Here is a 24,790-nt window from a genome sequence, read left to right as displayed (position 1 = left end):
CGGCCACAAGCGCGGGCAGCGGATGTTTCAGGCAAACGGGAAGGTAAACAGGGACGGGCCGGACGGGCCGGCAGGAGATAAAGTCAGGCGCGCCAACGCCAACGGGCGTGGGCCTTGATTACGCGCATCAAGAGTTTGCTGACGATCAACACAGGATAGGTCTCGCTCATACGTCCCGGCACAGTAGCCTACCGACGCGACGGGCGCAATATGCCCGTAAACACGGGGAAACGAATGGACTTGGAAGGCATGCCCAGCGATTTGCTAAGGTCAATCCGATTGTCCTCATAAAAACAATGAAAAGGATGTTCATCGATGCGCCAAGCACCGTTACTGCGTTTCACCCTCGCCTCGCTGGCCCTTGCCTGCAGCCAGGCGTTCGCTGCTCCCTCCCCTTATTCCACGTTGATCGTATTCGGTGACAGCCTCAGCGACGCGGGGCAGTTTCCCGACCAGACCGGCGGTACTTCGGGGGCACGCTTCACCAACCGTGACGCACAGGGCAATTTCGCCCCCGTATCGCCAATGATCCTCGGCGGCAAACTGGGTTTTGGCGCCGCCGAGCTGGGCCCTTCGACCTCCCCCGGCAACCTGGCTCAGGGCCTTCCTGACGGCAACAACTGGGCTGTCGGCGGCTATACCACCGGGCAGATTCTGGCGTCGATTACCGACACCTCCGAAACGGTCATCCCACCCGGCCAGCCAGGGGCCGGGGCGGTGCTGCGGGAGCGACCCGGCTACCTGGCCAACGGCCTGCGGGCCGATCCCAATGCGCTCTATTACCTTACCGGCGGTGGCAACGACTTTCTCCAGGGCCTGGTCAACAGCCCGGCAGGCGCCGCAGCGGCCGGCGCACGCCTGGCCGCCAGCGCCCAGGCCCTGCAGCAAGGCGGCGCACGTTACATCATGGTCTGGCTGCTTCCGGACCTCGGCAACACGCCAAACTTCAACGGCACGCCTCTGCAAGGCCCGCTGTCGCAACTCTCCGGTGTATTCAACCAATCGCTGATCAGCCAGCTCGGCCAGATCGACGCCGAGATCATTCCGTTGAACATTCCTGTGCTGATCGATGAGGTCCTGGCCAGCCCGGAACAGTTCGGCCTGGCCAGCGGCCAGAACCTTGTGGGTACCTGCTACAGCGGCAACGGCTGCGTGCAAAACCCGGTATACGGCATCAACGGCCTCACACCCGACCCGACCAAGCTGCTGTTCAACGACTCGGTTCACCCGACCATCGCCGGCCAGCAGTTGATCGCCGACTACGCCTACTCGATCCTATCTGCCCCGTGGGAGCTGACATTGCTACCCGAAATGGCCCATGCCAGCTTGCGCGCGCACCAGGACGAGCTGCGCAACCAATGGCAGACGCCCTGGCAGGCAGTGGATCAATGGCAAGCCTTCGTCAGCACCGGCGCCCAGGACCTGGACTTCGACGATCAGCGCAGCGCCGCCAGTGCGGACGGGCATGGCTACAACCTGACCCTCGGCGGCAGCTATCGATTGAACGACGCCTGGCGCGTGGGACTGGCAGGCGGCGTATACCAGCAGAAACTGGAGGCCGGCGAGCAGGACTCGGACTACAAGCTCGACAGTTACCTGGCCACGGCCTTCGCCCAGTTCCGCCAGGACCGTTGGTGGGCCGATGCCGCGCTGACGGCCGGCCACCTGGACTACCGCGACCTCAAGCGTACCTTCGCACTTGGGGTAAATGACCGCAGCGAGAAAGGCGACACCGATGGCGAAGCCTGGGCCGTGACGGGGCGGCTGGGTTACGACCTGATGACCGAAGCCAGTCGTTGGCAACTGGCACCGTTCGTCAGCGCCGACTATGCGCGGGTGAAGGTCGATGGTTATGACGAGAAGAGCGGACGCTCTACGGCGCTGGGTTTCGATGACCAGGAACGCACTTCGCGGCGCCTCGGCTTGGGGTTGCTGGGCAGCGTGCAGGTGCTACCGAGCACCCGACTGTTCGCCGAGTTGGTGCAGGAACATGAGTTCGAGGATGACCAGCAGGATGTGACCATGCACCTGACGACGTTGCCGGCCAACGACTTCAGCCTGACCGGGTATACGCCCCACAGCGACCTGACCCGGGCCAGCCTGGGGGTGAGCCACGAGCTGGTGGCGGGGGTGCATCTGCGGGGGAATTACAACTGGCGCAAGAGTGATGAGTTGACCCAACAGGGCGTGAGCCTGGGCGTCAGCGTCGACTTTTAAAGCAGTGGTTTACCTGTGGGAGCCGGCTTGCCGGCGATAGGGCCCTTCCAGACTGACCAGGCTAGCCTGCCCCGACCTCATCGCCGGCAAGCCGGCTCCCACAGGATTCCACTGGCTTGCGCAGGGTCCCACAGCGCCCCAGTCGTTTTACTTGGCGCTGGTCTGCTCGGCCAACGCCACCGCACGGAACATCGCCCGGCGCTTGTTGATGGTTTCTTCCCACTCCAGCGCCGGCACCGAGTCGGCAACGATGCCGCCGCCGGCCTGCACATGAAGCTCACCGTCCTTGATCACGGCCGTACGAATGGCAATCGCGGTATCCATGTTGCCGTTCCACGCGAAGTAGCCCACCGCACCACCGTAGACACCACGCTTCACTGGCTCCAGCTCATCGATGATTTCCATCGCGCGAATCTTCGGTGCGCCCGACAAGGTGCCTGCCGGCAGAATCGCCCGCAGTGCGTCCATGGCGGTCAGGCCCTCGCTCAGTTGGCCGGTGACATTGGAAACGATGTGCATCACGTTGGAGTAGCGCTCGATCACCATCTTCTCGGTCAAGCGCACGCTGCCGGTCGACGACACACGACCCACATCGTTACGGCCTAGGTCGATGAGCATCAGGTGCTCGGCGATCTCTTTCTGGTCCGACAGCAGGTCGTCTTCCAACGCCCGGTCTGCCTCCTCGTTGGCACCACGCGGGCGAGTGCCGGCAATCGGGCGCACGGTGACCAGGTTTTCTTCCACGCGTACCAACACTTCCGGCGAGCTGCCGACCACATGGAAGTCGCCAAAGTTGAAGAAGTACATGTAGGGCGTCGGGTTGAAGCAGCGCAGCGCGCGATACAGGTCGATGGGCGCGGCCTTGAAATCGATCGACATGCGTTGCGACGGCACCACTTGCATGCAGTCACCCGCCAGGATGTATTCCTTGATGCGCCCTACCGCGTTCTCGTAGTCGTCACGGGTGTAGCTGGAGCGGAATTCAGGTTCGGCCGCCATCGGGCCGCTCAGGTCAAGGCCTCGGCGTGGCGTGATCGGCTGACGCAGGGTTTCCAGCAGACCTTGCAGGCGTGCCTGGCCTTGTTCGAACGCCTGCTCTTCGGCCGGATCGACCAGCACGATGGCGTGCATCTTGCCCGCCAGGTTGTCGAACACCACCACGGCGTCAGAAACCATCAACAGAATGTCTGGCACGCCCAGTGGGTCTGGGTTCGGGCTCGCGCCCAAGCGTTTTTCCACATAACGCACGCAGTCGTAGCCGAAGTAGCCCACCAGGCCACCGTTGAAGCGCGGCAAGCCGGGAATGTCGGCGACCTTGTAGCGGTCCTTGAAGGTTTCGACGAAAGCCAACGGGTCTTCGACCTCGTGGCTTTCCACTTCCACGCCATCCTGCAGGATGCTGACGTGGTAGCCATGCACACGCATCACGGTGCGCGACGGCAGGCCGATCATCGAGTAACGGCCCCACTTCTCACCGCCCTGCACCGATTCGAGCAGGTAGCTGTTGGGTTGGTCAGCCAGTTTCAGGTAGATCGACAGCGGCGTGTCGAAGTCGGCCAGGGTTTCGCAGGCCAGGGGAATGCGGTTGTAGCCGGCAGCGGCCAGGCGCAGGAATTCTTCGCGGGTCATGGGTAGCCTCGTGGCAAGCAGCAATAGGGTCGGGCAAGCGGACGGGCCGGCAGGCGCCGGCGGGCATAAGTCAGGCGCGCCAGCGCCAACGGGCCAGGGCCTTGATGACTTTCATCCAGAATTTGCCAGTGACCGCCACGGTGGACTCTCTGTCGGGTGAGGCTTGAAGGTCCGCCAACGTTATCCCAGTGGCCGAGTCCGCGCAACCGGGCAGCAGCACGCGCAGGTCGTCGATCACCAGGTTCGGGGTCTCTTCATCGATGGGCCGGCCATGGTTGTAGCCATAACTCAGGCCGACGCACTGCACGCCGGCGGCCTTGGCCGCCAGTACGTCGCTGCGCGAGTCGCCGACGAACAACGACTGCTCTGGCGTGACGCCCGCCATCTTCATGACGTGCAGCAGTGCTGCGGGGTCGGGTTTCTTCTGTGGCAGCGTGTCGCCGCCGATGATCCAGCGGAAGTAGCGGCCGATCTTCATCTGGTCCAGCAACGGCCCGACAAAACGCTCGGGCTTGTTGGTGATCAGCGCCATTTCCACGCCCTGCTTGCGCAGCCAGCGCAGGGTGTCCTGGACACCGGGATAGATGACGGTCAGTTCATGGCTTTGGGCATAGGCCTCCATGAACAGCGCCAGCGCCTGTTCCGCCAGAGCATCGTCTACCGCAGCATGGTCGATGCTGCCAGCCAGCGCCCGGCGCACCAGCACCTGGGCACCGTTTCCGACCCAATGGCGAACGGCTTCAAGGCCTGCGGGCTGGCGCCCGAGTTCGAGCAGCATGCGGTCCACGGCAGCGGCCAGGTCTGGCACCGAGTCGATCAGGGTACCGTCCAGATCGAACATCACCAGCCTGGGCAGCGCCCCGGGGAACAGCTGCTCGAAGCCACTCATGGGCGGGCCTGGGCCATTTCGGCGCGCATCTTGGCGATGACTTCCTGGTAGTCCGGGGCGTTGAAGATGGCCGAGCCGGCGACAAAGGTGTCCGCACCGGCGGCAGCGATCTCGCGGATGTTGTTGACGTTGACGCCGCCATCGATTTCCAGGCGGATGTCACGGCCGCTGGCGTCGATGAGCGCACGGGCTTCGCGCAGCTTGTCGAGGGTGCCGGGGATGAACTTCTGCCCGCCGAAGCCTGGGTTGACGCTCATCAGCAGGACCATGTCGATCTTGTCCATCACGTACTTCAAGGCATCCAGGCTGGTGGCCGGGTTGAACACCAGGCCGGCCTTGCAGCCGCCGTCACGGATCAGCTGCAGCGAACGGTCGATGTGCTGCGTGGCTTCCGGGTGGAAGGTGATGTAGGTGGCGCCAGCTTCGATGAAGTCGCCGATGATGCGATCGACCGGGCTGACCATCAGGTGCACGTCGATCGGCGCGGTCACGCCGTACTTGCGCAGCGCGGTGCAGACCATCGGGCCGATGGTCAGGTTGGGCACGTAGTGGTTGTCCATCACATCGAAGTGAACGATGTCGGCCCCGGCGGCCAGCACCTTGTCGACATCTTCGCCCAGGCGGGCGAAATCGGCGGAGAGAATGGAGGGGGCAATAGCGTAGGGCTGCATGGCGCACCTGTTGGCAGAATCACGGTGGCGCGCATTGTAACTCACGGAATCGAATGAAGGCTGATTGGTATCAATCCGTCTCGACGAGTGCCTTCTTTGCCTGAACCGGCCTCATCGCCGGCAAGCCGGCTCCCACAGGAGGACAGTGGAGATCCTGTGGGAGCCGGCTTGCCGGCGATGAGGCCAGCCCAGGCAAACGTCTATCAGGCAGGCTGCTGGGTCCTCAACTTCTCGCTACGCCCCCGCAACCACTCCAGGGTCAGCAACAACACCACCGAGAAGCCAATCAGCAAGGTCGCCGCCGCCGCGATGGTCGGGCTCAGGTTCTCGCGAATGCCGCTGAACATCTGCCGTGGCAGTGTCGCCTGCTCCGGCCCGGCAAGAAACAGCGTCACCACCACTTCATCGAACGAGGTGGCGAAGGCGAACAGCGCGCCGGAGATCACCCCAGGCGCAATCAGCGGCAAGGTTACCCGGCGGAAGGCCAGCAACGGCGAGGCGCCCAGGCTGGCCGCCGCCCGCACCAGGTTGTAGTTGAAACCCTGCAAAGTCGCCGACACCGTGATGATGACGAACGGCACGCCCAGCACCGCATGCACCAGGATCAGCGAGATGAAGCTGTTACCCATGCCCAGTGGGGCAAAGAACAGGTAACTGGCCACGCCGATGATGACCACCGGCACAACCATCGGCGAAATCACCAGCGCCATCACCAGCGACTTGCCCGGGAAATCGCCTCGGGTCAGTCCGATCGACGCCAGGGTGCCAAACACCATGGCCAGGATCGTGGCCGCCGGCGCAACGATGATGCTGTTCTTCAGCGCCCGCATCCATTCCGCCGAGGCGAAGAAGTCCTGGTACCACTGCATCGAGAAGCCCTGCAGTGGATACACCAGGAAACTGCCACTGTTGAAGGACAGCGGCACGATCACCAGCACTGGCAACACCAGGAACAAGAGAATCAGGCCGCACAGAATGCGCAGGCTGTAGAACCACACCCGCTCAACGGATGACATGTATGGGCTCAGCATCACAAGGCTCCTCAGCTCAGGCGCAGACGGCTGGCGCCGACCAGCCAGCTATAGATCAGGTACAGCAGCACGGTCGCCAGCAGCAACAGCCCGCCCAGCGCGGTGGCCATGCCCCAGTTGATGCTGGTGTTGGTGTAGAAGGCGACGAAGTAGCTGACCATCTGGTCGTTGGGGCTGCCGAGCAGCGCCGGGGTGATGTAGTAGCCGATGGCCAGGATGAACACCAGCAGGCAGCCGGCGCCCACGCCCGCGTAGGTCTGCGGGAAGTACACCCGCCAGAAGCTGGCGAACGGGTGGCAACCGAGCGAAATCGCCGCGCGCATGTAGCTGGGCGAAATGCCTTTCATCACGCTGTACAGCGGCAGGATCATGAACGGCAGAAGAATGTGCACCATCGAGATGTACACGCCAGTGCGGTTGAACACCAACTCCAGCGGTTGGTCGATGATGCCCATGGCCATCAGCGCACTGTTGATCAGCCCGCCCGACTGCAGCAGCACGATCCACGCCGCCACCCGCACCAGGATCGAGGTCCAGAATGGCAGCAGCACCAGAATCATCAGCAGGTTGCTCTGCCGAGTCGGCAGGTTGGCCAGCAAGTAGGCCAGCGGGTAGGCCAGTACCAGGCAGATGGCCGTGATCACCACACCCATCCACAGGGTGCGGGCAAAAATATCCAGGTAAATGGCCTGGTCGGGCGTGGCCTTGGCCAGTTCGCCGAGATCATCGATACGGTGGTCGAGCGCCGCCAGCAGGTAGAACGAAGTTACCGGGCTGGTATTGCGGCGGATCGCCTGCCAGTAGGCCGGGTCACCCCAACGCTCGTCGAGGGCTTGCAGGGCATCTTTATAAGAGGCCGGCTCTGTCTTGAACGGAAGCGCCCGCGCGGTTTTCGCCAACAGGCTGCGGTAGCCGGCCAGCTCCATGTTCAGGCGCTTGGACAGGTCGCCCAGGGTCTGATTCTTGCGTGACTCGGCCAGGTCCTGGCTCAGGGCCTTGTAGACCTCTTCACCTGGCAGGCTCTTGCCGTCCCACTGGGCGATGATTTCCACGGTGCGCGGCATGCCGCCGACCACTTCCGGGTTGCCGACGCTCTTGAACAGCAGCGCCGCGATCGGCACCAGGAACACCAGCAGGAGAAACAGCGCCAGCGGCGCGATCAACGCCTGCGCCTTCCAGCGGTTGACCCGCTCGGCGTGCTTGAGACGCTGCTTCAGATTTGGACCTGCGCCTTCGTTGAGGGGCACTGCAATGGCCATGGCGAACTCCGCAAAACAGGCTGAAATTGGGGCTGCTGCGCAGCCCATCGCCGGCAAGCCGGCTCCCACACCCTCAGGTGGTCAACTCCACCTGTGGGAGCCGGCTTGCCGGCGATGAGCCGCGTAGCGGCTCCCTATCGTTTACTTCTTCGCCGCCCAGGCGTTGAAGCGTTGCTCCAGCTGCTCGCTGTTGTCGGCCCAGAAGGCCACGTCGATCTGCACCTGGTTGGCAATGTTCTCAGGCGTGGTCGGCATGTCCTTTTTCACGTCGTCCGACAGCAGGCTGACGGCCTTGGAATTGGCCGGGCCATAGGCGATGTTTTCGGAGTAGGTCTTCTGCTGCTCGGGCTGGACGCTGAAGGCGATGAACTTCTTCGCCTCGTCCGCATCCTTGGCGCCTTTCGGAATGGCCCAGGCGTCGAAGTCGTAGATGCCGCCGTTCCACACCACCTTGAGGTTGCTCTCTTTCTGCACGGCGGCGATGCGGCCGTTGTAGGCCGAGCTCATGACCACGTCACCCGAGGCCAGGTACTGTGGCGGCTGGGCGCCCGCTTCCCACCACTGGATGCTCGGCTTGAGCTCGTCGAGTTTCTTGAAGGCGCGGTCCACGCCTTCTTTGGTGCCCAGCACCTGGTACACCTCTTTCGGTGCCACACCGTCTGCCATCAGGGCGAATTCGAGGGTGTACTTGGCGCCTTTGCGCAGGCCGCGCTTGCCCGGGAATTTCTTCGTGTCCCAGAAATCGGCCCAGCTGGTAGGCGCGGTCTTGAGCTTGTCGGCGTTGTAGGCCAGCACCGTGGACCAGACGAAGAAGCCCACGCCGCACGGCTGGATGGCGCCCTTCACATAGTCGCTTTCGTTGCCGAACAGGGCCGGGTCGAGTTCTTCGAACATGCCTTCGTCGCAGCCGCGGGCCAGCTCTGGCGATTCTACTTCCACCAGGTTCCAAGACACGCTCTTGGTATCGACCATGGCTTTGACCTTGGCCATCTCACCGTTGTACTCCCCAGCGACGATCTTGCCCTTGCCGGCCTTCTCCCAAGGCTCATAGAACGCCTTGACCTGGGCCGCCTTGTTGGCGCCGCCGAAGGAAACCACGGTCAAGTCCGCCGCCATGGCCTGGCCGGCGGCGAACAGGCCAAGGGCCAGGGCGGTCAGTTTCAACTGCTTGCGCATTATTATTCTCTCCACAGTACAGGGTTGGTGAAGCAATCCATCAGTGGGCTTCGGCAATCGGATCGAGCGCGCGCGCGTGCTCCACCTCCCAGCCCAGCGGTACCACATCGCCCACGGCCAGTGCCGGGTCGAGCTCGGCGATCGGCTGCTTCACGAAGAAGTCGGCCTTGCCGCAGACTTCCAGGCGCACGCGCACGTGGTCGCCCAGGTAGATGAACTCGGCCACACGGCCAGAGAAGCGATTGACACAGCTTTGGCTGTGGCCATTGAGGCGCACGCGCTCAGGGCGGATCGACAGGGTCACCGGTTCACCGGCCTGGCCGACGTTCACGGCCAGCGCCTCGACCCGCTCGCCGCGCGCCAGTTGCACCTGGCAGCGGTTGCCGTCACTGGCCAGCAGGATGCCGTTGATACGGTTGTTCTCGCCGATGAAGTTGGCGACGAAGGTGTTGCGCGGCTCTTCGTAAAGGGTGCGTGGGTCGGCGATCTGCTGGATCTCGCCCTGGTGGAACACCGCCACGCGGTCGGACATGGTCAGTGCCTCGCCCTGGTCGTGGGTCACGTACACCACGGTCACGCCGAGGCGCTGGTGGATATGCTTGATTTCCATCTGCATGTGTTCACGCAGCTGCTTGTCGAGGGCACCGAGCGGTTCGTCCATCAGCACCAGCTGTGGCTCGAACACCAAGGCGCGGGCCAGCGCCACACGCTGCTGCTGGCCCCCGGACAACTGGCCGGGGTAGCGCTTGGCGAACGCGTCGAGCTGGACCATGTTGAGCACCCGCTTGACCCGCTCGCTGATGTCGGTCTTGCTCAGGTTGCGCACGCTCAAGGGGAAGGCCAGGTTCTCGGCCACCGTCATGTGCGGGAACAGCGCGTAGTTCTGGAACACCATGCCGATGTCGCGCTTGTGCGGCGGCACGTTGTTGATCGAGCGGCCTGCCAGCTGGATTTCGCCGGCGGTGGGGGTTTCGAAACCGGCCAGCATCATCAGGCTGGTGGTCTTGCCCGAGCCGGAAGGGCCGAGCAAGGTGAGGAATTCACCCTTGCGAATGTCCAGGTTGAGGTCCTTGACGATCAGCGATTCGCCGTCGTAGCTCTTCTGCACACCACGGAAGCTGACCAGCGTCTCGCCGGTGGTCGCGTTCGAATTCGCCTCGCTCATGCCTGCACCTTCTTGTTGGATGACTGCGTGGCAAAAGACTAGTGCAGGCGCAAGCGCCCGGAAATCGGGGCTGCTGAGAGAATGCCATCATCCAGGTGGAGAATTGCGTGTAAGGATTGCCCTACACGCATGTCGCAAACAGAACGGTCACACCAGCTTGTGCTCCATGGCGTACTTCACCAATTCAGCCAGGGAATTGACCTTGAGCTTCTGCATCAGCCGCGCCTTGTGAGTGCTGATGGTCTTGCTCGACAACGCCAGTTGCTGGGCGATGTCATTGACGTTGGCGCCCTGGGCCAACCGCTCGAACACCGAAAACTCCCGCTCCGAGAGCAAGGTATGCAGGGGCCGGGTTTCGGTCAGGCCCACTTCGAACACCATGCGGTCGGCCAGCGCCGGGTCGATGTAGCGACCGCCTCCGGCCACCCGGCGGATCGCCGTCAGCAGCAAGGCCGGGTCACTGTCCTTGGTGGCATAGCCAGCCGCGCCGGCCTTGAGCGCGCGGGCAGCCATCTGCGCTTCATCGTGCATCGACAGCATCAGGATCGCCGGCGCATCCTGCAGCGCACGAATACGCGGTATCGCTTCCAGGCCGTTCATGCCTGGCATGGAGATATCCAGCAGCACCACTTCGCATGGGGTGTGGCGCAAGGTATCGAGCAACTGCTCGCCATTACCGGCCTCACCCGCCACCTGCATGTCCTTGGCCAAGCCGATCAGTTGCTTGATGCCTTCACGGACGATGGTGTGGTCTTCGGCCACCAGCACTCGAATCACGCTCGTTCTCCTACTCCAACGGAATGGCCACGCTCAGGCTGGTGCCCTCGCCCGCTTCACTGTCCAACGTCATGCTGCCGCCCAACATCAACACCCGCTCACGCACCCCTACCAGGCCAAACGAGGTCGGCCTGGGTTGATCGTGGCAAAAGCCACGGCCGTCGTCGCTGACCGTCATGCGCAACTGCCCACCTTCGCGCACCAACTCGATCTCCACGCTGTGCGCCTGGGCGTGGCGCATGACATTGGTCAGTGCCTCCTGCAGGATGCGGAACAGCCCGGTGGCCTTGGCATCGCTCAATGCTGGCAGATTTTCCGGCACCTGTACCAGGCAAGGAATCTGCGTGCGCGCTTCGAAACGCCGGGCCTGCCATTCGATGGCCGAAGCGATGCCTGCGTCGAGAATCGGCGGGCGCAATGCCGTGGCCACATCGCGCACCAGCTGGAACAACTGGGCGATCAGGCGCTTCATGCTGGCCAGGCGCTCGTTCAGCGCGGGGTCCAGTTCGGCGAACGCCAGCTCGCACATCGACACTTCAAGCTTGAGCACCGTCAGCATCTGCCCCAGTTCATCGTGCACTTCGCGGGCGATCCGGGCTTTTTCTTCCTCGCGCACGCTCTCCAGGTGTGCCGACAGTTCGCGCAGCTGCTCCTGGGACCTGGCCAGCGCCAGCTCGGCCCGCTTGCCCTGGGTGATGTCCCAGACCACACCGTCCCAGACCACCCGGCCGTTGGCCAGGCGCCGGGCTTTGGCCTTGATGTCAGCCCAGCGCTGTTCGCCGTCGCGGGTCAGGATACGCCCCTGCCAGGACCAGTCCTGGCCACTGGCAATGGCCAGGTCCTGCACCTGGTGGTAGTTGGCCCGATCTTCGGGGTGGACCAGGTTACGCAAGCCCATCTGCGGGTGCTGGATCTGCGCGGGGGTGTAGCCGACCAGCGCCTCGCTGCCCTCACTGATGTAGGGGAATTCCGGGTCTCCTTCGGCGGGAGCAGGCTCCAGGCGAAACACCAGGCCTGGCACATTGCCAGCAATCCCCTTCAACCGCGCATCACTCTCACGCAACGCTGCCAGCGCGCGGTGGCGCTCGGTCACATCGGCGAGATAGACCACCAGGTACTCGGCATCGCGAAAGCGCAGGAAGCTCAGCGACAGCTCCACCGGCAGCAGGCTGCCATCGGCACGCAGGCAGTGAGTCTCGAACTGCCGCACACCACCTTCGCCGGTACGCGCGCCTTTCCACAACTGCAGCCAGCGGTCCATGCCGAGGTTGGGCTCGAAGTCGATCAATGGGCGTTCGAGCAACTCGGCCTCGGCATAACCGAGCATGCGTTCCACGGCATGATTGGCGTAGCGCACATGGCTGTCCCAGTTGACCCAGAGGATACCCACCGTGCTCTGGTCAATGGCGAACTGGCTCAGGCGCAGCGCCTCTTCGCGCACCTGCCGCTCGCTCAGGTTCTCCCTTGCTGCCAGCAGACTGCGCTCGAGCTGCCGCTGCTGACGGCGCTGCCAGACCATGGTGGCAAGCGCACACAGCAGCAACATGCCGAACAGCAAGGCGAGGTTCTGCCAGAAGCCGGTCGAATCACTCAGGCGCGGGTATCTGGGTTGCAACCAGCGTTGGTGAAGCTGCTCCAGTTCCTTGGCCGGCATGGCCTGCAGGCCACGCTCGAGCACATCGGCGAGCATCGGCCAGTCACGGCGCGAACCGACCCGCAGCAACTGCGGCAGGCCAATGTCGCCGGCCACCACCAGCTCGCTGAACTCGCTCTCTCGCGACAGCCGGCTGAGTTGGGCCTCGTCGAGTACCGCAAAGCTGGCCTGACCGCCGACCACCAACTGCAAGGCCTCGCGCTCGCTAGGCACGCCCTGCAGGTTGAGGTTGCCGTAATTGCCACGCAGGTAGTCGGCCAGCACGCTGGGCATGCGCACTGCCACACGCTCGTCGGCTTCGAGTTTTTCCAACTCCACGGCCATTGCCCCGGTGCGTGGCCCCACCACCAGTTGCGGCACACGCATGTACGGATCGCTGAACAGCCACAGGCGCAAGCTGGCCGGGGTCTGGGTCAGGCCGGGGGCGAAATCGATTTCGCCCGCCTGCAGGGCGTGCTCAAGGCTGGCCTGGTCGGCGAAGTTGCGCCAGGTCAGGTCCAGCTGGAGCGCCCCGGCCAATCCGTTCACCAACTCGACATTGGCACCGTAAAGCTGCTGCAGGCGGCGATCGAACTGGGCATAGGGCGCTTGCAGCACCACGCCGACGCGCAGGCTGCGGTGACTCTCCAGCCATTGCTGTTGGGCGGGTTCGAGGACCACCGCTGGCGCCACTTCCGGCCTTGCCAAGGCGATCAAGGGCAGCCACAGGCAGCCGATAACCCACAGGAGACGCAATCGCTTCATTCACACGCTCGTCTTGGCAAGGGCGGCCATGCAGCATGGCCGTCACGGGCAAATACTATTAGGCTGCCGGTACTATTCCGGCCTTGGGTTGATTCATGTTCACACTTTATCGCACGACGCTGGCAATGTGCTGCCTGGCCTCGCTCCTGCCCCTCGGCGCCCTGGCCGCCGACGGTGAAAAACCACCCGCGGCCGCCGAAGCTGCCGCCGCCCCCGCCCCGCGGCCACCCCTGCTCGAACGTAGCCAGGAAGATGCACAGGCGCTGGAGCGCCTGGTGCCCAAGGCCGAGCAACAGACCCTGCAGGCTGGCAACGAAAGTTTCCTGGCGCTGTGGAAGCCGGCCAACGACAGCGACCCGCAAGGCGCCGTGATCATCGTCCCAGGGGCCGGTGAAAACGCCGACTGGCCCAACGCGGTCGGCCCATTGCGACGCAAGTTCCCCGATATCGGCTGGCACAGCTTGAGCGTGAGCCTGCCCGACTTGTTGGCCGACAGCCCGCAAGCACGGATCGAAAGCAAGCCGGTAGCCGAGGTGCAGGAAGACCAGGGTGAAATAGCCCCGGCCAAGGACACGCCTGCAGACGCCAACGCCAATATTGCCCAGGCCACGGCGGCCGATACCGACACCGCGCAAAGCACCGACGCCGAGCAGGCCAGCGAGCAGAATGACCAGGCTGATGCCGAGCGCATCTTCGCGCGCCTGGACGCCGCCGTGGCCTATGCCCAGCAGCACAACGCACGCAGCATCGTGCTGATCGGCCATGGCAGCGGTGCGTACTGGGCGGCGCGCTACCTGAGCGAAAAGCAGCCAGCACAGGTGCAGAAGCTGGTGATGGTCGCCGCGCAGACGCCCGCACGGGTCGAGCATGACCTGGAAAGCCTGGCACCTACCCTCAAGGTACCGGCTGCCGACCTCTACTACGCAACCCGCAGCACCGACCGCAAGGCTGCCGAGCTGCGCCTGCAGGCCAGCAAGCGGCAGAAGGACAGCCAGTACAAGCAACTCTCCTTGATTGCCATGCCGGGTAACAAGGAGGCCGAGCAAGAGCAGCTGTTCCGCCGCGTGCGCGGGTGGATGGCACCGCAGGAATAAATTGCGCGGTCTGTACTGGCCCTATCGCCGGCAAGCCGGCTCCCACAGGAGTACCCACAGGCTTCAAGCCCTGCGCAGTACCTGTGGGAGCCGGCTTGCCGGCGATAGGACCCTCAAAGACCCCGTCGCTTGCGGATCAAGGCATAGGCCTGATGCAACTCACGCGTCCGCTCGGTCGCCTCGCGCACCTGCACCTCACTCGCCCCGCTCCCGGCCAGCTTGTCCGGATGGTGCCGGCTGACCAAGCGGCGATACGCCTGCTTGACCCGGTCGCCGTCGGTGTCGGCCTCTACCCCCAACAGCCGCAGCGCCGCCGCATAGGTCATCACGTCCGGGCTCACAGGGGCCTTGCGTGGCTCGTATTCCAGCGACATGGCCTGCACCTGCCGCCGGCTGAGGCCCAGCTTCTGCCCCCAGTCCAGGAGTAAATCACGCTCATGCTGGCCGGCCTTGCCGTCCGCCCAGGCCATGCGCCAGCACGCGCGCAGGGTGCCCTCCGCCGCATGTGGCTGCAGGCGAATGCGGCGTAGGTGCCCGTTCAACCGGTCCTTGCCCGCCTTGCCCCGGTTGAATGCGGCGATCGCACGCAGCCGCTGCGCCTCGGCCAGGTCCAGGCGCACCATTTCCTGCCGGGCCTGCCGGATATGCTGCTCGGCTACCCGCCCATCGCTCTTGGCCAACCGTCCGAGCAGCACGAACAGCAACTCCTCATCACCCAGGGCCGGGCGACCGCCCAGCCGTTCGCGCATGTCTTCCCAACCCTGCACCCGCAGGCGTCGGTCCATGGCCTGACCCAGCAGCCCCCCGAGCAGCGCACCGGGAATGCTGGCAACTGCGAATCCCGCGCCCAGCCCGATCACAGTGCCTGGCCACCACATCTCAAGCGCGCTCGCCGATCAGGCGCTCGGCCTCGGCCAGGCGCTCCAGGGTGCCGACATCGACCCAGTTCCCGCAGTAATGCTCGCCAGTGACCTGACCCGCCCGCATGGCCTGGCGCAACAACGGCGCCAGCTTGAAGGCGCCTGCCTGGCAGCCTTCGAACAAGGCCGGATGCAGTACCGACAGGCCGCTGAAGGTGAGGGTGCCGGGCGCATCGTCGCCATCCACTACGTGCTCCCCCTGCAGGCGGAAATCGCCACGCCCGTGGTGGCCTGGGTTGTCGACCAGCACCAGGTGCGCAAGCCCCTGCAGCGGCGCCTGCAGGCGGGTGAAATCGTAGTCGGTCCAGACATCGCCATTGACCAGCAGGAACGGCGCCTCGCCCAGGAGGGGCAACGCCTTGAAGATCCCGCCCCCGGTCTCCAGCGGCTCGCCCTCTGGTGAGTAGTGAATGCTCAGGCCAAAACGGCTGCCATCGCCCAGGTGGTCCTCGATCTGCTGGCCAAGCCAGGCATGGTTGATCACCACCTCGGTAACACCGGCGCCCGCCAGGGCGCGCAAGTGGTACTCGATCAGCGGCTGACCGGCAACCGGCACCAGGGGTTTGGGGGTGTGCAGGGTGAGCGGACGCATGCGCTCGCCCTTGCCTGCTGCCAGGATCATCGCTTTCATGCAGGTACTCCGGCCTTGAGCTCGGCGATCAGCTGACCCAGTTCCGCAAGCTCCGGACGGCGGCTGACCACTTCCTCTATATAGGCGAAGAAACGCGGCACGTCCGCCAGGTAACGCGGCTTGCCGTCGCGGTGGCAGATGCGGGCGAAGATGCCGATAACCTTCAGGTGGCGCTGCACGCCCATCAGGTCACTGGCGCGCTGGAAGTCTTCGAATGCCGGCTGCACCGGGATACCGGCGGCTTGCGCCTGGTCCCAGTAGTTGCGCAACCAGCCTTCGACTCGGGCCTGTGGCCAGCTGAGGAAAGCGTCCTTGAACAGGCAGGTGATGTCGTAGGTGACAGGGCCGTAGACCGCGTCCTGGAAATCCAGCACGCCGGGATTGGGTGCGCTCTGCATCAGGTTGCGCGGCATGTAGTCGCGGTGCACCAGCACCTTGGGCTGGGCCAGGGCGCTGTCGATCAGCAACTGGCTGGTGCGTTGCCAGGCAGCCTTCTGCTCGTCGGTAAAAACCTTGCCGAGCTCGCGACCCACGTACCATTCAGGGAACAGCTCGACTTCACGGCGCAGCAGCGCGTCGTCGTAGCTGGGCAGCGGCGCATCCATCGGCAGGCGCTGGAAGGCCAGCAGCGCATCGATGGCGTCGGCGAACAGTGGATCGGCGTTTTCGGCGTCGATGATGTCGAGGTAGGTCTGATGACCCAGGTCACCCAGCAGCAGGAAGCCGCGCTCAAGGTCCTGTGCGTGAATCTGCGGTACATGCACCCCCGCCCCGGCCAGCAGATGGTCGATGGCGACGAATGGTCGGCAGTTTTCCTGGGGGGGCGGTGCATCCATGATCACGAAGCTGCGGCCCGCGCCCTGCCAGCGGAAGTAACGGCGGAAGCTGGCGTCGCTGCTGGCGGCGGTCAGGCTGCCTTCAGGCACCTCGCCCCAGGCGTTACGGCGGAAAAGTTCATTGAGCTGCTCATCGAGCCAGACAGTCAGTTGTTGCAGGCGTGCATCGTGTTCAGGCATTACAAGGGTCTCCGACGGCCCTAGCCGTCAAGCGGGTCATGCTTTATTATCCAGCATCTTTTTCAGACCATCGAGAGGCGTGCGGCCCCACACGCGGGCAGATGGCACGCAGGAAGCCCGGACTAATAAGATGGCATTGAAATCCCCCGCGTTTCGTAGAAAGTTTCCGTTGCTGGTGACCGGCGGTCTGCTGGCCCTGCAACCTCTTGCCACCCCTTATGTGGTGGCAGCCGAGCAGTTCGACTGCCAAGTGTCCGCCTCCGGTGGTTGGGACTGCAAGCCCAAGTCCCCAGTGAACAACCTGCCCCCGCGCCCCGTACACGACGGTGCTGCGCTCACATCCGGCACCGAAGCACCGTCGGCAGAGACCGAAAGCGCTGAAAAGCCGATGCTGGTCACCGAAAGCAAGGGCCGTGGCCTGAAGTCGCGCAGCGAAGACTACAGCCACCTGGACTGGGTCCCGCGTGAAAAGCTCACCGCAGCCCAGTTGGCCGAAACCGGCCCGTACTGCGGGGGCGCGTACGTCGAGCCGACCCGTCCAGGCATGGCCGACACCACGCCGAAGGACGAATCGCCGACCTACATCAATGCCAAGGTGTCCAAGTACCAGCAGGAGCAGCAGATCGCGACCCTCGCCGGTGACGTGGTCATGCGCCAGGGCAGCATGCAAGTCGAGGCCGACGAGGCCAACCTGTACCAGAGCGAAAACCGCGGCGAGCTCAAGGGCAACGTCAAGATCCGCGACAACGGCTCGCTGGTGGTAGGTGACGAGGCGCAGATCCAGCTCGATACCGGCGAAGCCCAGGTCGACAACGCCGAATACGTGATGCACAAGTCGCATATTCGCGGTAACGCCCTGTACGCCAAGCGTGGCGAAAACGCCATCATCCGCCTCAAGGACGGTACGTACACCACCTGCGAACCGGGCAGCAACGCCTGGCAGCTGAAGGGCAACAACATCACCTTGAACCCAGCTACCGGCTTCGGTACCGCGACCAACGTCACCCTGCGGGTCAAGGATTTCCCGGTGTTCTATACACCGTACATCTACTTCCCGATCGACGACCGTCGCCAGTCCGGCTTCCTGCCGCCGTCGTTCAGCAGCACCAGCGATACCGGCTTCATGCTGGTCACGCCGTACTACTTCAACCTGGCGCCGAACTATGACGCCACGTTGTATCCGCGCTACATGGCCAAACGCGGCCTGTTGATGGAAGGCGAGTTCCGCTACCTGACCAAGTCCAGCGAGGGTCAGTTCGGCGGCGGGTACCTGAACGACAAGGACGACGATCGCAAAGACCAGACTGACTACGAAGATCAGCGCTGGATGGTCAACTGGCAGCACAAAGGTGGCTTGGACGAGCGCCTGATGACCGAGGTTGATTACACCGCTATCAGCGATCCGTTCTACTTCCAGGATCTTGAGACCGATCAGATCGGCGTCGAAAGTCATGACTTCCTGAACCAACAGGCTGCCCTGACCTGGCGTGGCGACACCTACACCGCTCGCCTGAATGCGCATGCCTACGAGATGGCGACCATCTCGCAGATCACGCCATACGACAAGCTGCCGCAACTCACCGTAGATGGCACCTTGCCTTTCAACCCAGGCGGCCTGCAATTCGGCTACCAAACTGAAGCCGTGCGCTTCGACCGAGACTTGAAAGACGACTTCGTCACCGATGAAGATGGCAACCCAGACTTCACCGCAGGTGCCGCTGGCCGTCGCCTCGACGAAAACCTCTTCGGCGTCGCCCGTGCAAACGGCAATCGTCTCAACGTCGCTCCGTCCATGAGTTTGCCGATGACTGCCAGCTACGGCTACATCACGCCGAAGCTCAAGTACATGTACACCCATTACGATCTGGACCTGGACAGCAAAGGCAAGAGCGACATTGCGGGTGCAACTGCCGCCACCCGTGATCTGTTCGGCGACTTCGACAGCAGCATCAGTCGCGACATCCCGGTCTTCAGCGTTGACAGTGGTCTTTACTTCGACCGCAATACCTCGTTGTTTGGCAACAGCTACCGCCAGACCCTCGAACCGCGCCTGTACTACCTCTATGTCCCGTACAAGGACCAGATGGACATCCCGCTGTTCGACACCAGCGAAAACCTGTTCAACTTCGACTCGCTGTTCCGCGACAATCGCTTCAGCGGCACCGACCGTATCGGCGACGAGAACAAGCTGTCGCTCGGCGTGACCAGCCGCTGGATCGAAGACAACGGCTTCGAACGGCAGAACATCAGCCTCGGCCAGGCTTACTACTTCAAGGACCGCAAGGTCCAGCTGCCAGGCATCGACTACCGCACCCGCCAGGATGCGCAGTCCGACGTCTCGCCATACGCGCTGCTGTACAACTACTACTTCAACCGCGACTGGCGCTTCAATTCGGACTTCAACTGGGACCCGGACAGCCGCAGCACCCGCTCGGGCAGCGCGATGTTCCACTACCAGCCTGAAGACAACCCGAACAAGGTGGTCAACCTCGGCTATCGCTACCGTAACGACACCATCGCCTACGACTCCACCACCGGTACGTGGAAAGTGGGTGGCGGTGACTACGGCACGCCGGGCGATCCGAACTACATCAAGGATTACTACAAGATCCAGCAGCACGACTTCTCGGTCATCTGGCCGCTCGTGCCGCAATGGAGCGTGATCGCCCGCTGGCAGCATGACTACAACCGCAACCGCACCCTGGAAGCCATGGGCGGTTTCGAATACGACAACTGCTGCTGGAAACTGCGCCTGATCAACCGTTACTGGCTCGACTACGACGACTTCAGCCAGGCCACCCCGCAGAACGAAAAAGGCGACCATGGCATCTTCCTGCAAATCGTGCTGAAAGGCCTCGGTGGCGTGGTAGGCAACAAGGTCGAATCTTTCCTCGACGAAGGCATTCAAGGTTACCGTACACGTGAAGACCAAGCTTATTGATCGTCTGCGCCCAGCGTTGCTGGGTGCGGTGTTGCTCAGTGGTGTGGCGCATGCCGCACCGCAACCCCTGGACCGCGTCGTGGCCATCGTCGATAACGACGTGGTCATGCAAAGCCAACTGGACCAACGCGTGCACGAAGTGCAGCAAACCATCGCCAAGCGCGGCGGCGGTGTTCCGCCGACCGGCGCACTGGAACAGCAGGTACTGGAACGTCTGATCGTCGAGAACCTGCAGCTGCAGATTGGCGAACGCTCCGGCATTCGCATCACCGACGAGGAACTGAACCAGGCCATGGGCACCATTGCCCAGCGTAACGGCATGTCGATGGATCAGTTCCGCGCCGCGCTGGCCCACGACGGCCTGTCGTTCGACGACGCTCGCGAGCAGGTCAAGCGCGAAATGATCATCAGCCGCGTGCGCCAGCGCCGTGTGGCCGAGCGTATCCAGGTGTCCGAACAGGAAGTGAAGAACTTCCTGAACTCCGACCTTGGCAAGATGCAGATGTCGGAAGAGTACCGCCTGGCCAACATCCTCATCCCGACCCCGGAAGCGGCCAACTCCGAAGCCATCCAGGCTGCGGCGCGCCAGGTCGGCGATGTCTACCAGCAGCTCAAGCAGGGTGCCGACTTCGGCCAGATGGCCATTGCCCGCTCAGCCAGCGAGAACGCCCTGGAAGGCGGCGAAATGGGCTGGCGTAAAGCCGGACAACTGCCACCGGACTTCGCCAAGCTGCTCAGCAGCATGGCCGTTGGTGACATCACCCAGCCAATCCGCATTCCCAACGGTTTCATCATCCTCAAGCTCGAAGAGAAGCGCGGGGGCGGTGAGAGCGTGCTGCGCGATGAAGTGCATGTGCGCCATATCCTGATCAAACCAAGCGAAATTCGTAGCGAAGCCGCGACCGAGCAACTGGCCGAGCGCCTGTATGATCGGATCAACAACGGCGAAGACTTCGCCGAGTTGGCGAAAAGCTTCTCCGAAGACCCGGGTTCTGCCCTCAACGGCGGCGACCTGAACTGGGTCGACCCGAACAGCCTGGTGCCTGAGTTCCGCGAGCAGATGTCCAACGCCCAGCAAGGCGTGGTGACCAAGCCGTTCAAGACTCAGTACGGCTGGCATGTATTGGAAGTGCTGGGCCGCCGCGCCACCGACAGCACCGAACAGGCCCGCGAACAACAAGCCCTGAACGTGCTGCGTAACCGCAAATACGACGAAGAGCTGCAGACCTGGCTGCGCCAGATCCGCGACGAAGCCTACGTTGAAATCAAGCTGCCTGGCGCCGACCAGGTCGCACAGTGAAGCCCCTGCGCTTCGCCGTCACACCCGGCGAACCAGCCGGCATAGGTCCCGACCTGTGCCTGCTGCTCGCCGTCGACGCCCAGCCACACCCCCTGATCGCCATCACCAGCCGTGACCTGCTCGCCGAGCGGGCCACGCAGCTGGGGCTGGCCGTCAACCTGTTGCCGGTGCTGCCGGGCCAATGGCCCGATCAGCCCGCACCCGCGGGAAGCCTTTATGTGTGGGACACCCCGCTGGCGGCACCCGTGGTGGCTGGTCAGCTGAACCAGGCCAATGCTGCCTTCGTCCTGCAAACCTTGACCCGTGCAGGTTCAGGCTGCATGAACGGCGATTTCGCGGGCATGATCACCGCCCCGGTGCACAAGGGTGTGATCAACGAAAGCGGCATCGCCTTTTCCGGCCATACCGAATTCCTTGCCGACCTGACCCACACGACCCAGGTCGTGATGATGCTGGCGACCCACGGCCTGCGCGTGGCCCTCGTGACCACGCACCTGCCGCTTCGGGACATCGCGGACGCCATCACCCCGGAGCGCGTGGAACGAGTAACGCGCATCCTGCATGCCGACATGCGCGACAAGTTCGGCATCGCCAACCCACGCATTCTGGTCTGCGGGCTCAACCCGCATGCCGGTGAAGGCGGCCACCTTGGCCGCGAAGAAATCGACATCATCGAGCCGACACTGGCCCGCTTGCGCAGCGAAGGCATTGACCTGCGCGGCCCGCTACCGGCCGATACCCTGTTTACCCCCAAATATCTGGAGCACTGCGACGCAGTGCTGGCGATGTACCATGACCAGGGCCTGCCCGTACTCAAGTACAAAGGCTTTGGTGCCGCGGTCAACGTGACCCTGGGCCTGCCGATCATCCGTACCTCGGTCGATCACGGCACCGCCCTGGACCTTGCCGGCACCGGCAAAGTCGACACCGGCAGCCTGCGCGTCGCCCTGGAAACCGCCTACCAGATGGCCGAGAACCGACCATGAACGAGCATTACCAACACCGGGCGCGCAAGCGCTTCGGCCAGAACTTCCTGCACGATGCGGGTATCATCGACCGCATCCTGCGGGCAATCAACGCCAAGACCGGCGAACACCTGCTGGAAATCGGCCCAGGCCAAGGCGCCCTCACCGAAGGGCTGCTGGGCAGTGGTGCACAGCTTGACGTAGTGGAACTGGACAAAGACCTGGTGCCGATCCTTCAGCACAAGTTCGCAGGCCGCGACAACTTCCGCCTGCACCAGGGCGATGCCCTGAAGTTCGACTTCAACCAGCTGGGCGTGCCAGCACGCAGCCTGAAAGTGGTTGGCAACCTGCCCTACAACATTTCCACGCCGCTGATTTTCCACCTGCTGAGCCATGCCGGGCTGATCCGCGACATGCACTTCATGTTGCAGAAGGAAGTGGTCGAGCGCATGGCCGCAGGCCCGGGTGGTGGCGACTGGGGTCGGCTGTCGATCATGGTTCAGTACCACTGCCGAGTCGAACACCTGTTCAACGTCGGCCCAGGCGCGTTCAACCCGCCGCCGAAGGTGGATTCGGCCATCGTGCGCCTGGTGCCCCATGAAGTGCTGCCGTACCCGGCCAAGGATCATCTGCTGCTCGAGCGCGTGGTTCGCGAAGCCTTCAACCAGCGCCGCAAGACCCTGCGCAACACGCTCAAGGGCCTGCTCGACAGCCAGGCCATCGAAGCCGCCGGCGTCGATGGCAGCCTGAGGCCTGAACAGCTGGACCTGGCCGCCTTCGTGCGCCTGGCCGACCAGCTGGCTGATCAGCAAGCCTGATTCAAGCTGTACCGGCCTATCGCCGGCAAGCCGGCTCCCACTCACCCAAGCGCTGTGGCGCTCCCTGTGGGAGCCGGCTTGCCGGCGACAGGGCCATAACAGGCACTTCACCTCCCCCTCCCCAATAGCCTAGACTGCATGGATCGCCGTATCCGCGTGCTTGCTCAAGGCCTTTGCATGTCCGACCCTCGCTATCAGATCGACGTCAGCGTCGTGACCCGCTACCTCAAAGAACAATCCGACCCCGAAAGCAGTCGTTTCGCCTTCGCCTACACCATCACCGTGCAGAACAACGGCTCGGTCACCGCCAAATTGATGTCCCGCCACTGGCTGATCACCAATGGTGACGGCGAAGTCGAAGAAGTGCGCGGAGCCGGTGTAGTGGGTCAGCAACCAACCATAGAACCCGGTCAGAGCCACACTTACAGCAGCGGTGCGGTTATCAGCACCCGTGTAGGCACCATGCAGGGCAGCTACCAGATGTTTGCCGAAGACGGTAAGCGCTTCGACGCCGAGATCGTGCCCTTCCGCCTGGCGGTCCCGGGAGCCCTGCACTGATGGCCACCTACGCCGTCGGTGACCTTCAAGGCTGCCTGCAGCCGCTGAAATGCCTGCTCGAACGGGTCGACTTCAACCCGGCGGTCGATCGTCTATGGCTGGTCGGTGACCTGGTGAACCGCGGCCCCGAGTCGTTGGAAACCCTGCGTTACCTCTACTCGATTCGCCAGTCGCTGGTCTGCGTACTCGGCAACCACGACCTGCACCTGCTGGCAGCCTGGCACAACGTCGAGCGCCTGAAGAAAAGCGACACCCTGCGCGAAATCATCGAAGCACCTGATGCCGACTTGCTGTTCGACTGGCTGCGCCAACAGAAGCTGTTGCACTACGACGAGCCACGCGGCATCGCCCTTGTACATGCCGGTCTTCCACCCCAGTGGACCCTGGGCAAGGCACTGGAGCTGGCAGCCGAAGTGGAAGACGCGCTACGTGATGACGGGCGCCTGAAACTCTACCTGGATGGCATGTACGGCAACGAACCCAACAAATGGAGCAAGAACCTCAGCGGCATCGAACGCCTGAGGGTCATTACCAATTATCTGACCCGCATGCGCTTCTGTACCGCCGAAGGCAAACTTGACCTCAAGAGCAAGGAAGGTGTGGGTACCGCACCCAAGGGTTACAAACCCTGGTACGCCCACAAAGACCGCCGCTCCCGCCACGTGAAGATCATCTTCGGCCACTGGGCCGCGCTCGAAGGGCGCGTCGATGAGCCCGGAGTGATTGCCTTGGACACGGGGTGTGTGTGGGGCGGCGCCATGACCCTGTACAACGTCGACAGCGGTGAGTACCACCGCTGCGAATGCGCCGACGACGGCAACCTGCGCCCGCCGGCACAACCCGTTAAACTCACCGATCACCCCTGAAGGAAGCCGTACCCATGAGCGAATTCAAACGCATCCCTCCCGAGCAGGCCCTGGCCCTGCGCGCGCAAGGTGCGGTCGTCGTCGACATTCGCGACCCGCAAGCCTTTGCCGCCGGCCACATCACCGGCGCCAAGCACCTGGATAACCACTCGGTCGCCGACTTCATCCGCAATGCCGACCTGGATGCCCCTACCCTGGTGGTCTGCTACCACGGCAATTCCAGCCAGAGCGCGGCTGCCTACCTGGTAGGCCAGGGCTTTTCGGACGTGTACAGCGTCGATGGCGGCTTCGAACTGTGGCGCGCCACCTACCCCACGGAAACCGCCCAAGGCGCTGCGGAATAATTTTTTCATCTTACTGCAGCCCGCGCCCCACGCGGGCTTGCGCCTAACCTGACGAACGGTCACCGGCAACTTCTCCGCCGCTTCCCCTTGACCTTGCGGATAACCAACTATTCTTAAGCGCAGGC

The 24,790-nt window shown here is 63.4% G+C and carries 21 protein-coding genes; 9 read left to right on the top strand and 12 right to left on the bottom strand.

Annotated features, from left to right (window positions below; translation table 11 throughout):
• The first annotated feature begins 315 nt into the window (after positions 1-315).
• Positions 316-2,217 (top strand): esterase EstP, encoded by a 1,902-nt coding sequence (gene estP / locus ACIPZB_RS02905; RefSeq protein WP_400638928.1) that lies wholly within the window; start codon positions 316-318, stop codon positions 2,215-2,217.
• Between the two features lie 147 nt (positions 2,218-2,364).
• Here the strand turns inward: estP and trpE are convergent, their stop codons facing one another.
• The 9 genes from trpE to ACIPZB_RS02860 form a co-directional block, all read right to left on the bottom strand.
• Complete coding sequence (trpE, locus tag ACIPZB_RS02900) at positions 2,365-3,846, bottom strand: anthranilate synthase component I (RefSeq protein ID WP_400638927.1); 1,482 nt, start codon at positions 3,844-3,846, stop codon at positions 2,365-2,367.
• Positions 3,847-3,916: 70 nt separating this feature from the next.
• Positions 3,917-4,735 carry a phosphoglycolate phosphatase gene (locus ACIPZB_RS02895; protein WP_400638926.1) on the bottom strand — a complete coding sequence of 273 codons (819 nt, stop codon included), beginning with the start codon at positions 4,733-4,735 and terminating at the stop codon, positions 3,917-3,919.
• Positions 4,732-5,406: a ribulose-phosphate 3-epimerase gene (rpe, locus tag ACIPZB_RS02890; RefSeq protein ID WP_008091221.1), complete on the bottom strand. Its 675-nt coding sequence runs from the start codon at positions 5,404-5,406 to the stop codon at positions 4,732-4,734. Before rpe ends, ACIPZB_RS02895 begins: the two co-directional genes overlap by 4 nt.
• 203 nt (positions 5,407-5,609) lie before the next feature.
• Positions 5,610-6,437: an ABC transporter permease gene (locus ACIPZB_RS02885; protein ID WP_400638925.1), complete on the bottom strand. Its 828-nt coding sequence runs from the start codon at positions 6,435-6,437 to the stop codon at positions 5,610-5,612.
• Positions 6,438-6,448: 11 nt separating this feature from the next.
• Complete coding sequence (locus tag ACIPZB_RS02880; protein WP_400638924.1) at positions 6,449-7,696, bottom strand: ABC transporter permease; 1,248 nt, start codon at positions 7,694-7,696, stop codon at positions 6,449-6,451.
• 141 nt (positions 7,697-7,837) lie between these two features.
• Positions 7,838-8,872: an ABC transporter substrate-binding protein gene (locus tag ACIPZB_RS02875; RefSeq protein ID WP_400638923.1), complete on the bottom strand. Its 1,035-nt coding sequence runs from the start codon at positions 8,870-8,872 to the stop codon at positions 7,838-7,840.
• Positions 8,873-8,912: 40 nt separating this feature from the next.
• Complete coding sequence (locus tag ACIPZB_RS02870) at positions 8,913-10,037, bottom strand: ABC transporter ATP-binding protein (RefSeq protein ID WP_008091215.1); 1,125 nt, start codon at positions 10,035-10,037, stop codon at positions 8,913-8,915.
• A 147-nt stretch (positions 10,038-10,184) separates the two neighbouring features.
• Entirely contained in the window at positions 10,185-10,814 is a 630-nt protein-coding gene (locus ACIPZB_RS02865; RefSeq protein ID WP_008091214.1) for a response regulator transcription factor, read from the bottom strand.
• Between the two features lie 10 nt (positions 10,815-10,824).
• Entirely contained in the window at positions 10,825-13,212 is a 2,388-nt protein-coding gene (locus tag ACIPZB_RS02860; RefSeq protein WP_400638922.1) for a PAS domain S-box protein, read from the bottom strand.
• Between the two features lie 95 nt (positions 13,213-13,307).
• On the opposite strand from ACIPZB_RS02860, the gene ACIPZB_RS02855 reads away from it, so the two are divergent.
• Positions 13,308-14,306: an alpha/beta hydrolase family protein gene (locus tag ACIPZB_RS02855; RefSeq protein ID WP_400638921.1), complete on the top strand. Its 999-nt coding sequence runs from the start codon at positions 13,308-13,310 to the stop codon at positions 14,304-14,306.
• Between the two features lie 113 nt (positions 14,307-14,419).
• Here ACIPZB_RS02855 and ACIPZB_RS02850 read toward each other — a convergent pair whose 3' ends face one another.
• The 3 genes from ACIPZB_RS02850 to ACIPZB_RS02840 are packed head-to-tail and all read right to left on the bottom strand — an operon-like array spanning position 14,420 to position 16,873.
• Positions 14,420-15,184 (bottom strand): TerB family tellurite resistance protein, encoded by a 765-nt coding sequence (locus tag ACIPZB_RS02850; protein ID WP_400638920.1) that lies wholly within the window; start codon positions 15,182-15,184, stop codon positions 14,420-14,422.
• A 1-nt stretch (position 15,185) separates the two neighbouring features.
• Complete coding sequence (murU, locus tag ACIPZB_RS02845) at positions 15,186-15,857, bottom strand: N-acetylmuramate alpha-1-phosphate uridylyltransferase MurU (RefSeq protein ID WP_400638919.1); 672 nt, start codon at positions 15,855-15,857, stop codon at positions 15,186-15,188.
• Positions 15,854-16,873 (bottom strand): aminoglycoside phosphotransferase family protein, encoded by a 1,020-nt coding sequence (locus ACIPZB_RS02840; protein ID WP_400638918.1) that lies wholly within the window; start codon positions 16,871-16,873, stop codon positions 15,854-15,856. Before ACIPZB_RS02840 ends, murU begins: the two co-directional genes overlap by 4 nt.
• A gap of 130 nt (positions 16,874-17,003) precedes the next feature.
• On the opposite strand from ACIPZB_RS02840, the gene ACIPZB_RS02835 reads away from it, so the two are divergent.
• The 7 genes from ACIPZB_RS02835 to glpE all read left to right on the top strand — a co-directional run bounded on the left by ACIPZB_RS02835 (position 17,004) and on the right by glpE (position 24,665).
• Complete coding sequence (locus ACIPZB_RS02835; protein ID WP_400638917.1) at positions 17,004-19,814, top strand: LPS-assembly protein LptD; 2,811 nt, start codon at positions 17,004-17,006, stop codon at positions 19,812-19,814.
• Positions 19,795-21,114, top strand: a complete 1,320-nt coding sequence (locus ACIPZB_RS02830; RefSeq protein ID WP_400638916.1) for a peptidylprolyl isomerase — start codon at positions 19,795-19,797, stop codon at positions 21,112-21,114. The genes ACIPZB_RS02835 and ACIPZB_RS02830 overlap by 20 nt, the downstream gene beginning before the upstream one ends.
• Positions 21,111-22,100, top strand: a complete 990-nt coding sequence (gene pdxA, locus ACIPZB_RS02825; RefSeq protein WP_400638915.1) for a 4-hydroxythreonine-4-phosphate dehydrogenase PdxA — start codon at positions 21,111-21,113, stop codon at positions 22,098-22,100. Before ACIPZB_RS02830 ends, pdxA begins: the two co-directional genes overlap by 4 nt.
• Positions 22,097-22,897: a 16S rRNA (adenine(1518)-N(6)/adenine(1519)-N(6))-dimethyltransferase RsmA gene (gene rsmA / locus ACIPZB_RS02820; RefSeq protein WP_400638914.1), complete on the top strand. Its 801-nt coding sequence runs from the start codon at positions 22,097-22,099 to the stop codon at positions 22,895-22,897. The genes pdxA and rsmA overlap by 4 nt, the downstream gene beginning before the upstream one ends.
• Before the next feature lie 177 nt (positions 22,898-23,074).
• Positions 23,075-23,455, top strand: a complete 381-nt coding sequence (gene apaG, locus ACIPZB_RS02815) for a Co2+/Mg2+ efflux protein ApaG (protein ID WP_008091198.1) — start codon at positions 23,075-23,077, stop codon at positions 23,453-23,455.
• Positions 23,455-24,321 carry a symmetrical bis(5'-nucleosyl)-tetraphosphatase gene (locus ACIPZB_RS02810; protein WP_400638913.1) on the top strand — a complete coding sequence of 289 codons (867 nt, stop codon included), beginning with the start codon at positions 23,455-23,457 and terminating at the stop codon, positions 24,319-24,321. Before apaG ends, ACIPZB_RS02810 begins: the two co-directional genes overlap by 1 nt.
• A gap of 14 nt (positions 24,322-24,335) precedes the next feature.
• The gene (gene glpE, locus ACIPZB_RS02805; RefSeq protein ID WP_400638912.1) at positions 24,336-24,665 is read left to right on the top strand and encodes a thiosulfate sulfurtransferase GlpE; all 330 of its coding nucleotides are present in this window, start codon (positions 24,336-24,338) and stop codon (positions 24,663-24,665) included.
• The last annotated feature ends 125 nt before the right edge of the window (positions 24,666-24,790 follow it).

This window comes from Pseudomonas sp. NPDC089396, assembly GCF_044749545.1.
In the GTDB taxonomy this organism is placed as follows: domain Bacteria; phylum Pseudomonadota; class Gammaproteobacteria; order Pseudomonadales; family Pseudomonadaceae; genus Aquipseudomonas.
Note: the sequence above shows the minus strand (reverse complement) of the source record. Positions and strands in the feature narration are given on the sequence as shown.

Coding starts and splice junctions, on each gene's coding strand:
- ACIPZB_RS02855 (WP_400638921.1), top strand. CDS start 13,308: ATGTTCACACTTTATCGCACGACGCTGGCAATGTGCTGCCTGGCCTCG.
- ACIPZB_RS02860 (WP_400638922.1), bottom strand. CDS start 13,212: ATGAAGCGATTGCGTCTCCTGTGGGTTATCGGCTGCCTGTGGCTGCCC.
- ACIPZB_RS02835 (WP_400638917.1), top strand. CDS start 17,004: ATGGCATTGAAATCCCCCGCGTTTCGTAGAAAGTTTCCGTTGCTGGTG.
- ACIPZB_RS02840 (WP_400638918.1), bottom strand. CDS start 16,873: ATGCCTGAACACGATGCACGCCTGCAACAACTGACTGTCTGGCTCGAT.
- glpE (WP_400638912.1), top strand. CDS start 24,336: ATGAGCGAATTCAAACGCATCCCTCCCGAGCAGGCCCTGGCCCTGCGC.
- rsmA (WP_400638914.1), top strand. CDS start 22,097: ATGAACGAGCATTACCAACACCGGGCGCGCAAGCGCTTCGGCCAGAAC.
- rpe (WP_008091221.1), bottom strand. CDS start 5,406: ATGCAGCCCTACGCTATTGCCCCCTCCATTCTCTCCGCCGATTTCGCC.
- ACIPZB_RS02810 (WP_400638913.1), top strand. CDS start 23,455: ATGGCCACCTACGCCGTCGGTGACCTTCAAGGCTGCCTGCAGCCGCTG.
- ACIPZB_RS02850 (WP_400638920.1), bottom strand. CDS start 15,184: ATGTGGTGGCCAGGCACTGTGATCGGGCTGGGCGCGGGATTCGCAGTT.
- ACIPZB_RS02880 (WP_400638924.1), bottom strand. CDS start 7,696: ATGGCCATTGCAGTGCCCCTCAACGAAGGCGCAGGTCCAAATCTGAAG.
- ACIPZB_RS02895 (WP_400638926.1), bottom strand. CDS start 4,735: ATGAGTGGCTTCGAGCAGCTGTTCCCCGGGGCGCTGCCCAGGCTGGTG.
- murU (WP_400638919.1), bottom strand. CDS start 15,857: ATGAAAGCGATGATCCTGGCAGCAGGCAAGGGCGAGCGCATGCGTCCG.
- estP (WP_400638928.1), top strand. CDS start 316: ATGCGCCAAGCACCGTTACTGCGTTTCACCCTCGCCTCGCTGGCCCTT.
- ACIPZB_RS02875 (WP_400638923.1), bottom strand. CDS start 8,872: ATGCGCAAGCAGTTGAAACTGACCGCCCTGGCCCTTGGCCTGTTCGCC.
- apaG (WP_008091198.1), top strand. CDS start 23,075: ATGTCCGACCCTCGCTATCAGATCGACGTCAGCGTCGTGACCCGCTAC.
- ACIPZB_RS02870 (WP_008091215.1), bottom strand. CDS start 10,037: ATGAGCGAGGCGAATTCGAACGCGACCACCGGCGAGACGCTGGTCAGC.
- trpE (WP_400638927.1), bottom strand. CDS start 3,846: ATGACCCGCGAAGAATTCCTGCGCCTGGCCGCTGCCGGCTACAACCGC.
- ACIPZB_RS02885 (WP_400638925.1), bottom strand. CDS start 6,437: ATGCTGAGCCCATACATGTCATCCGTTGAGCGGGTGTGGTTCTACAGC.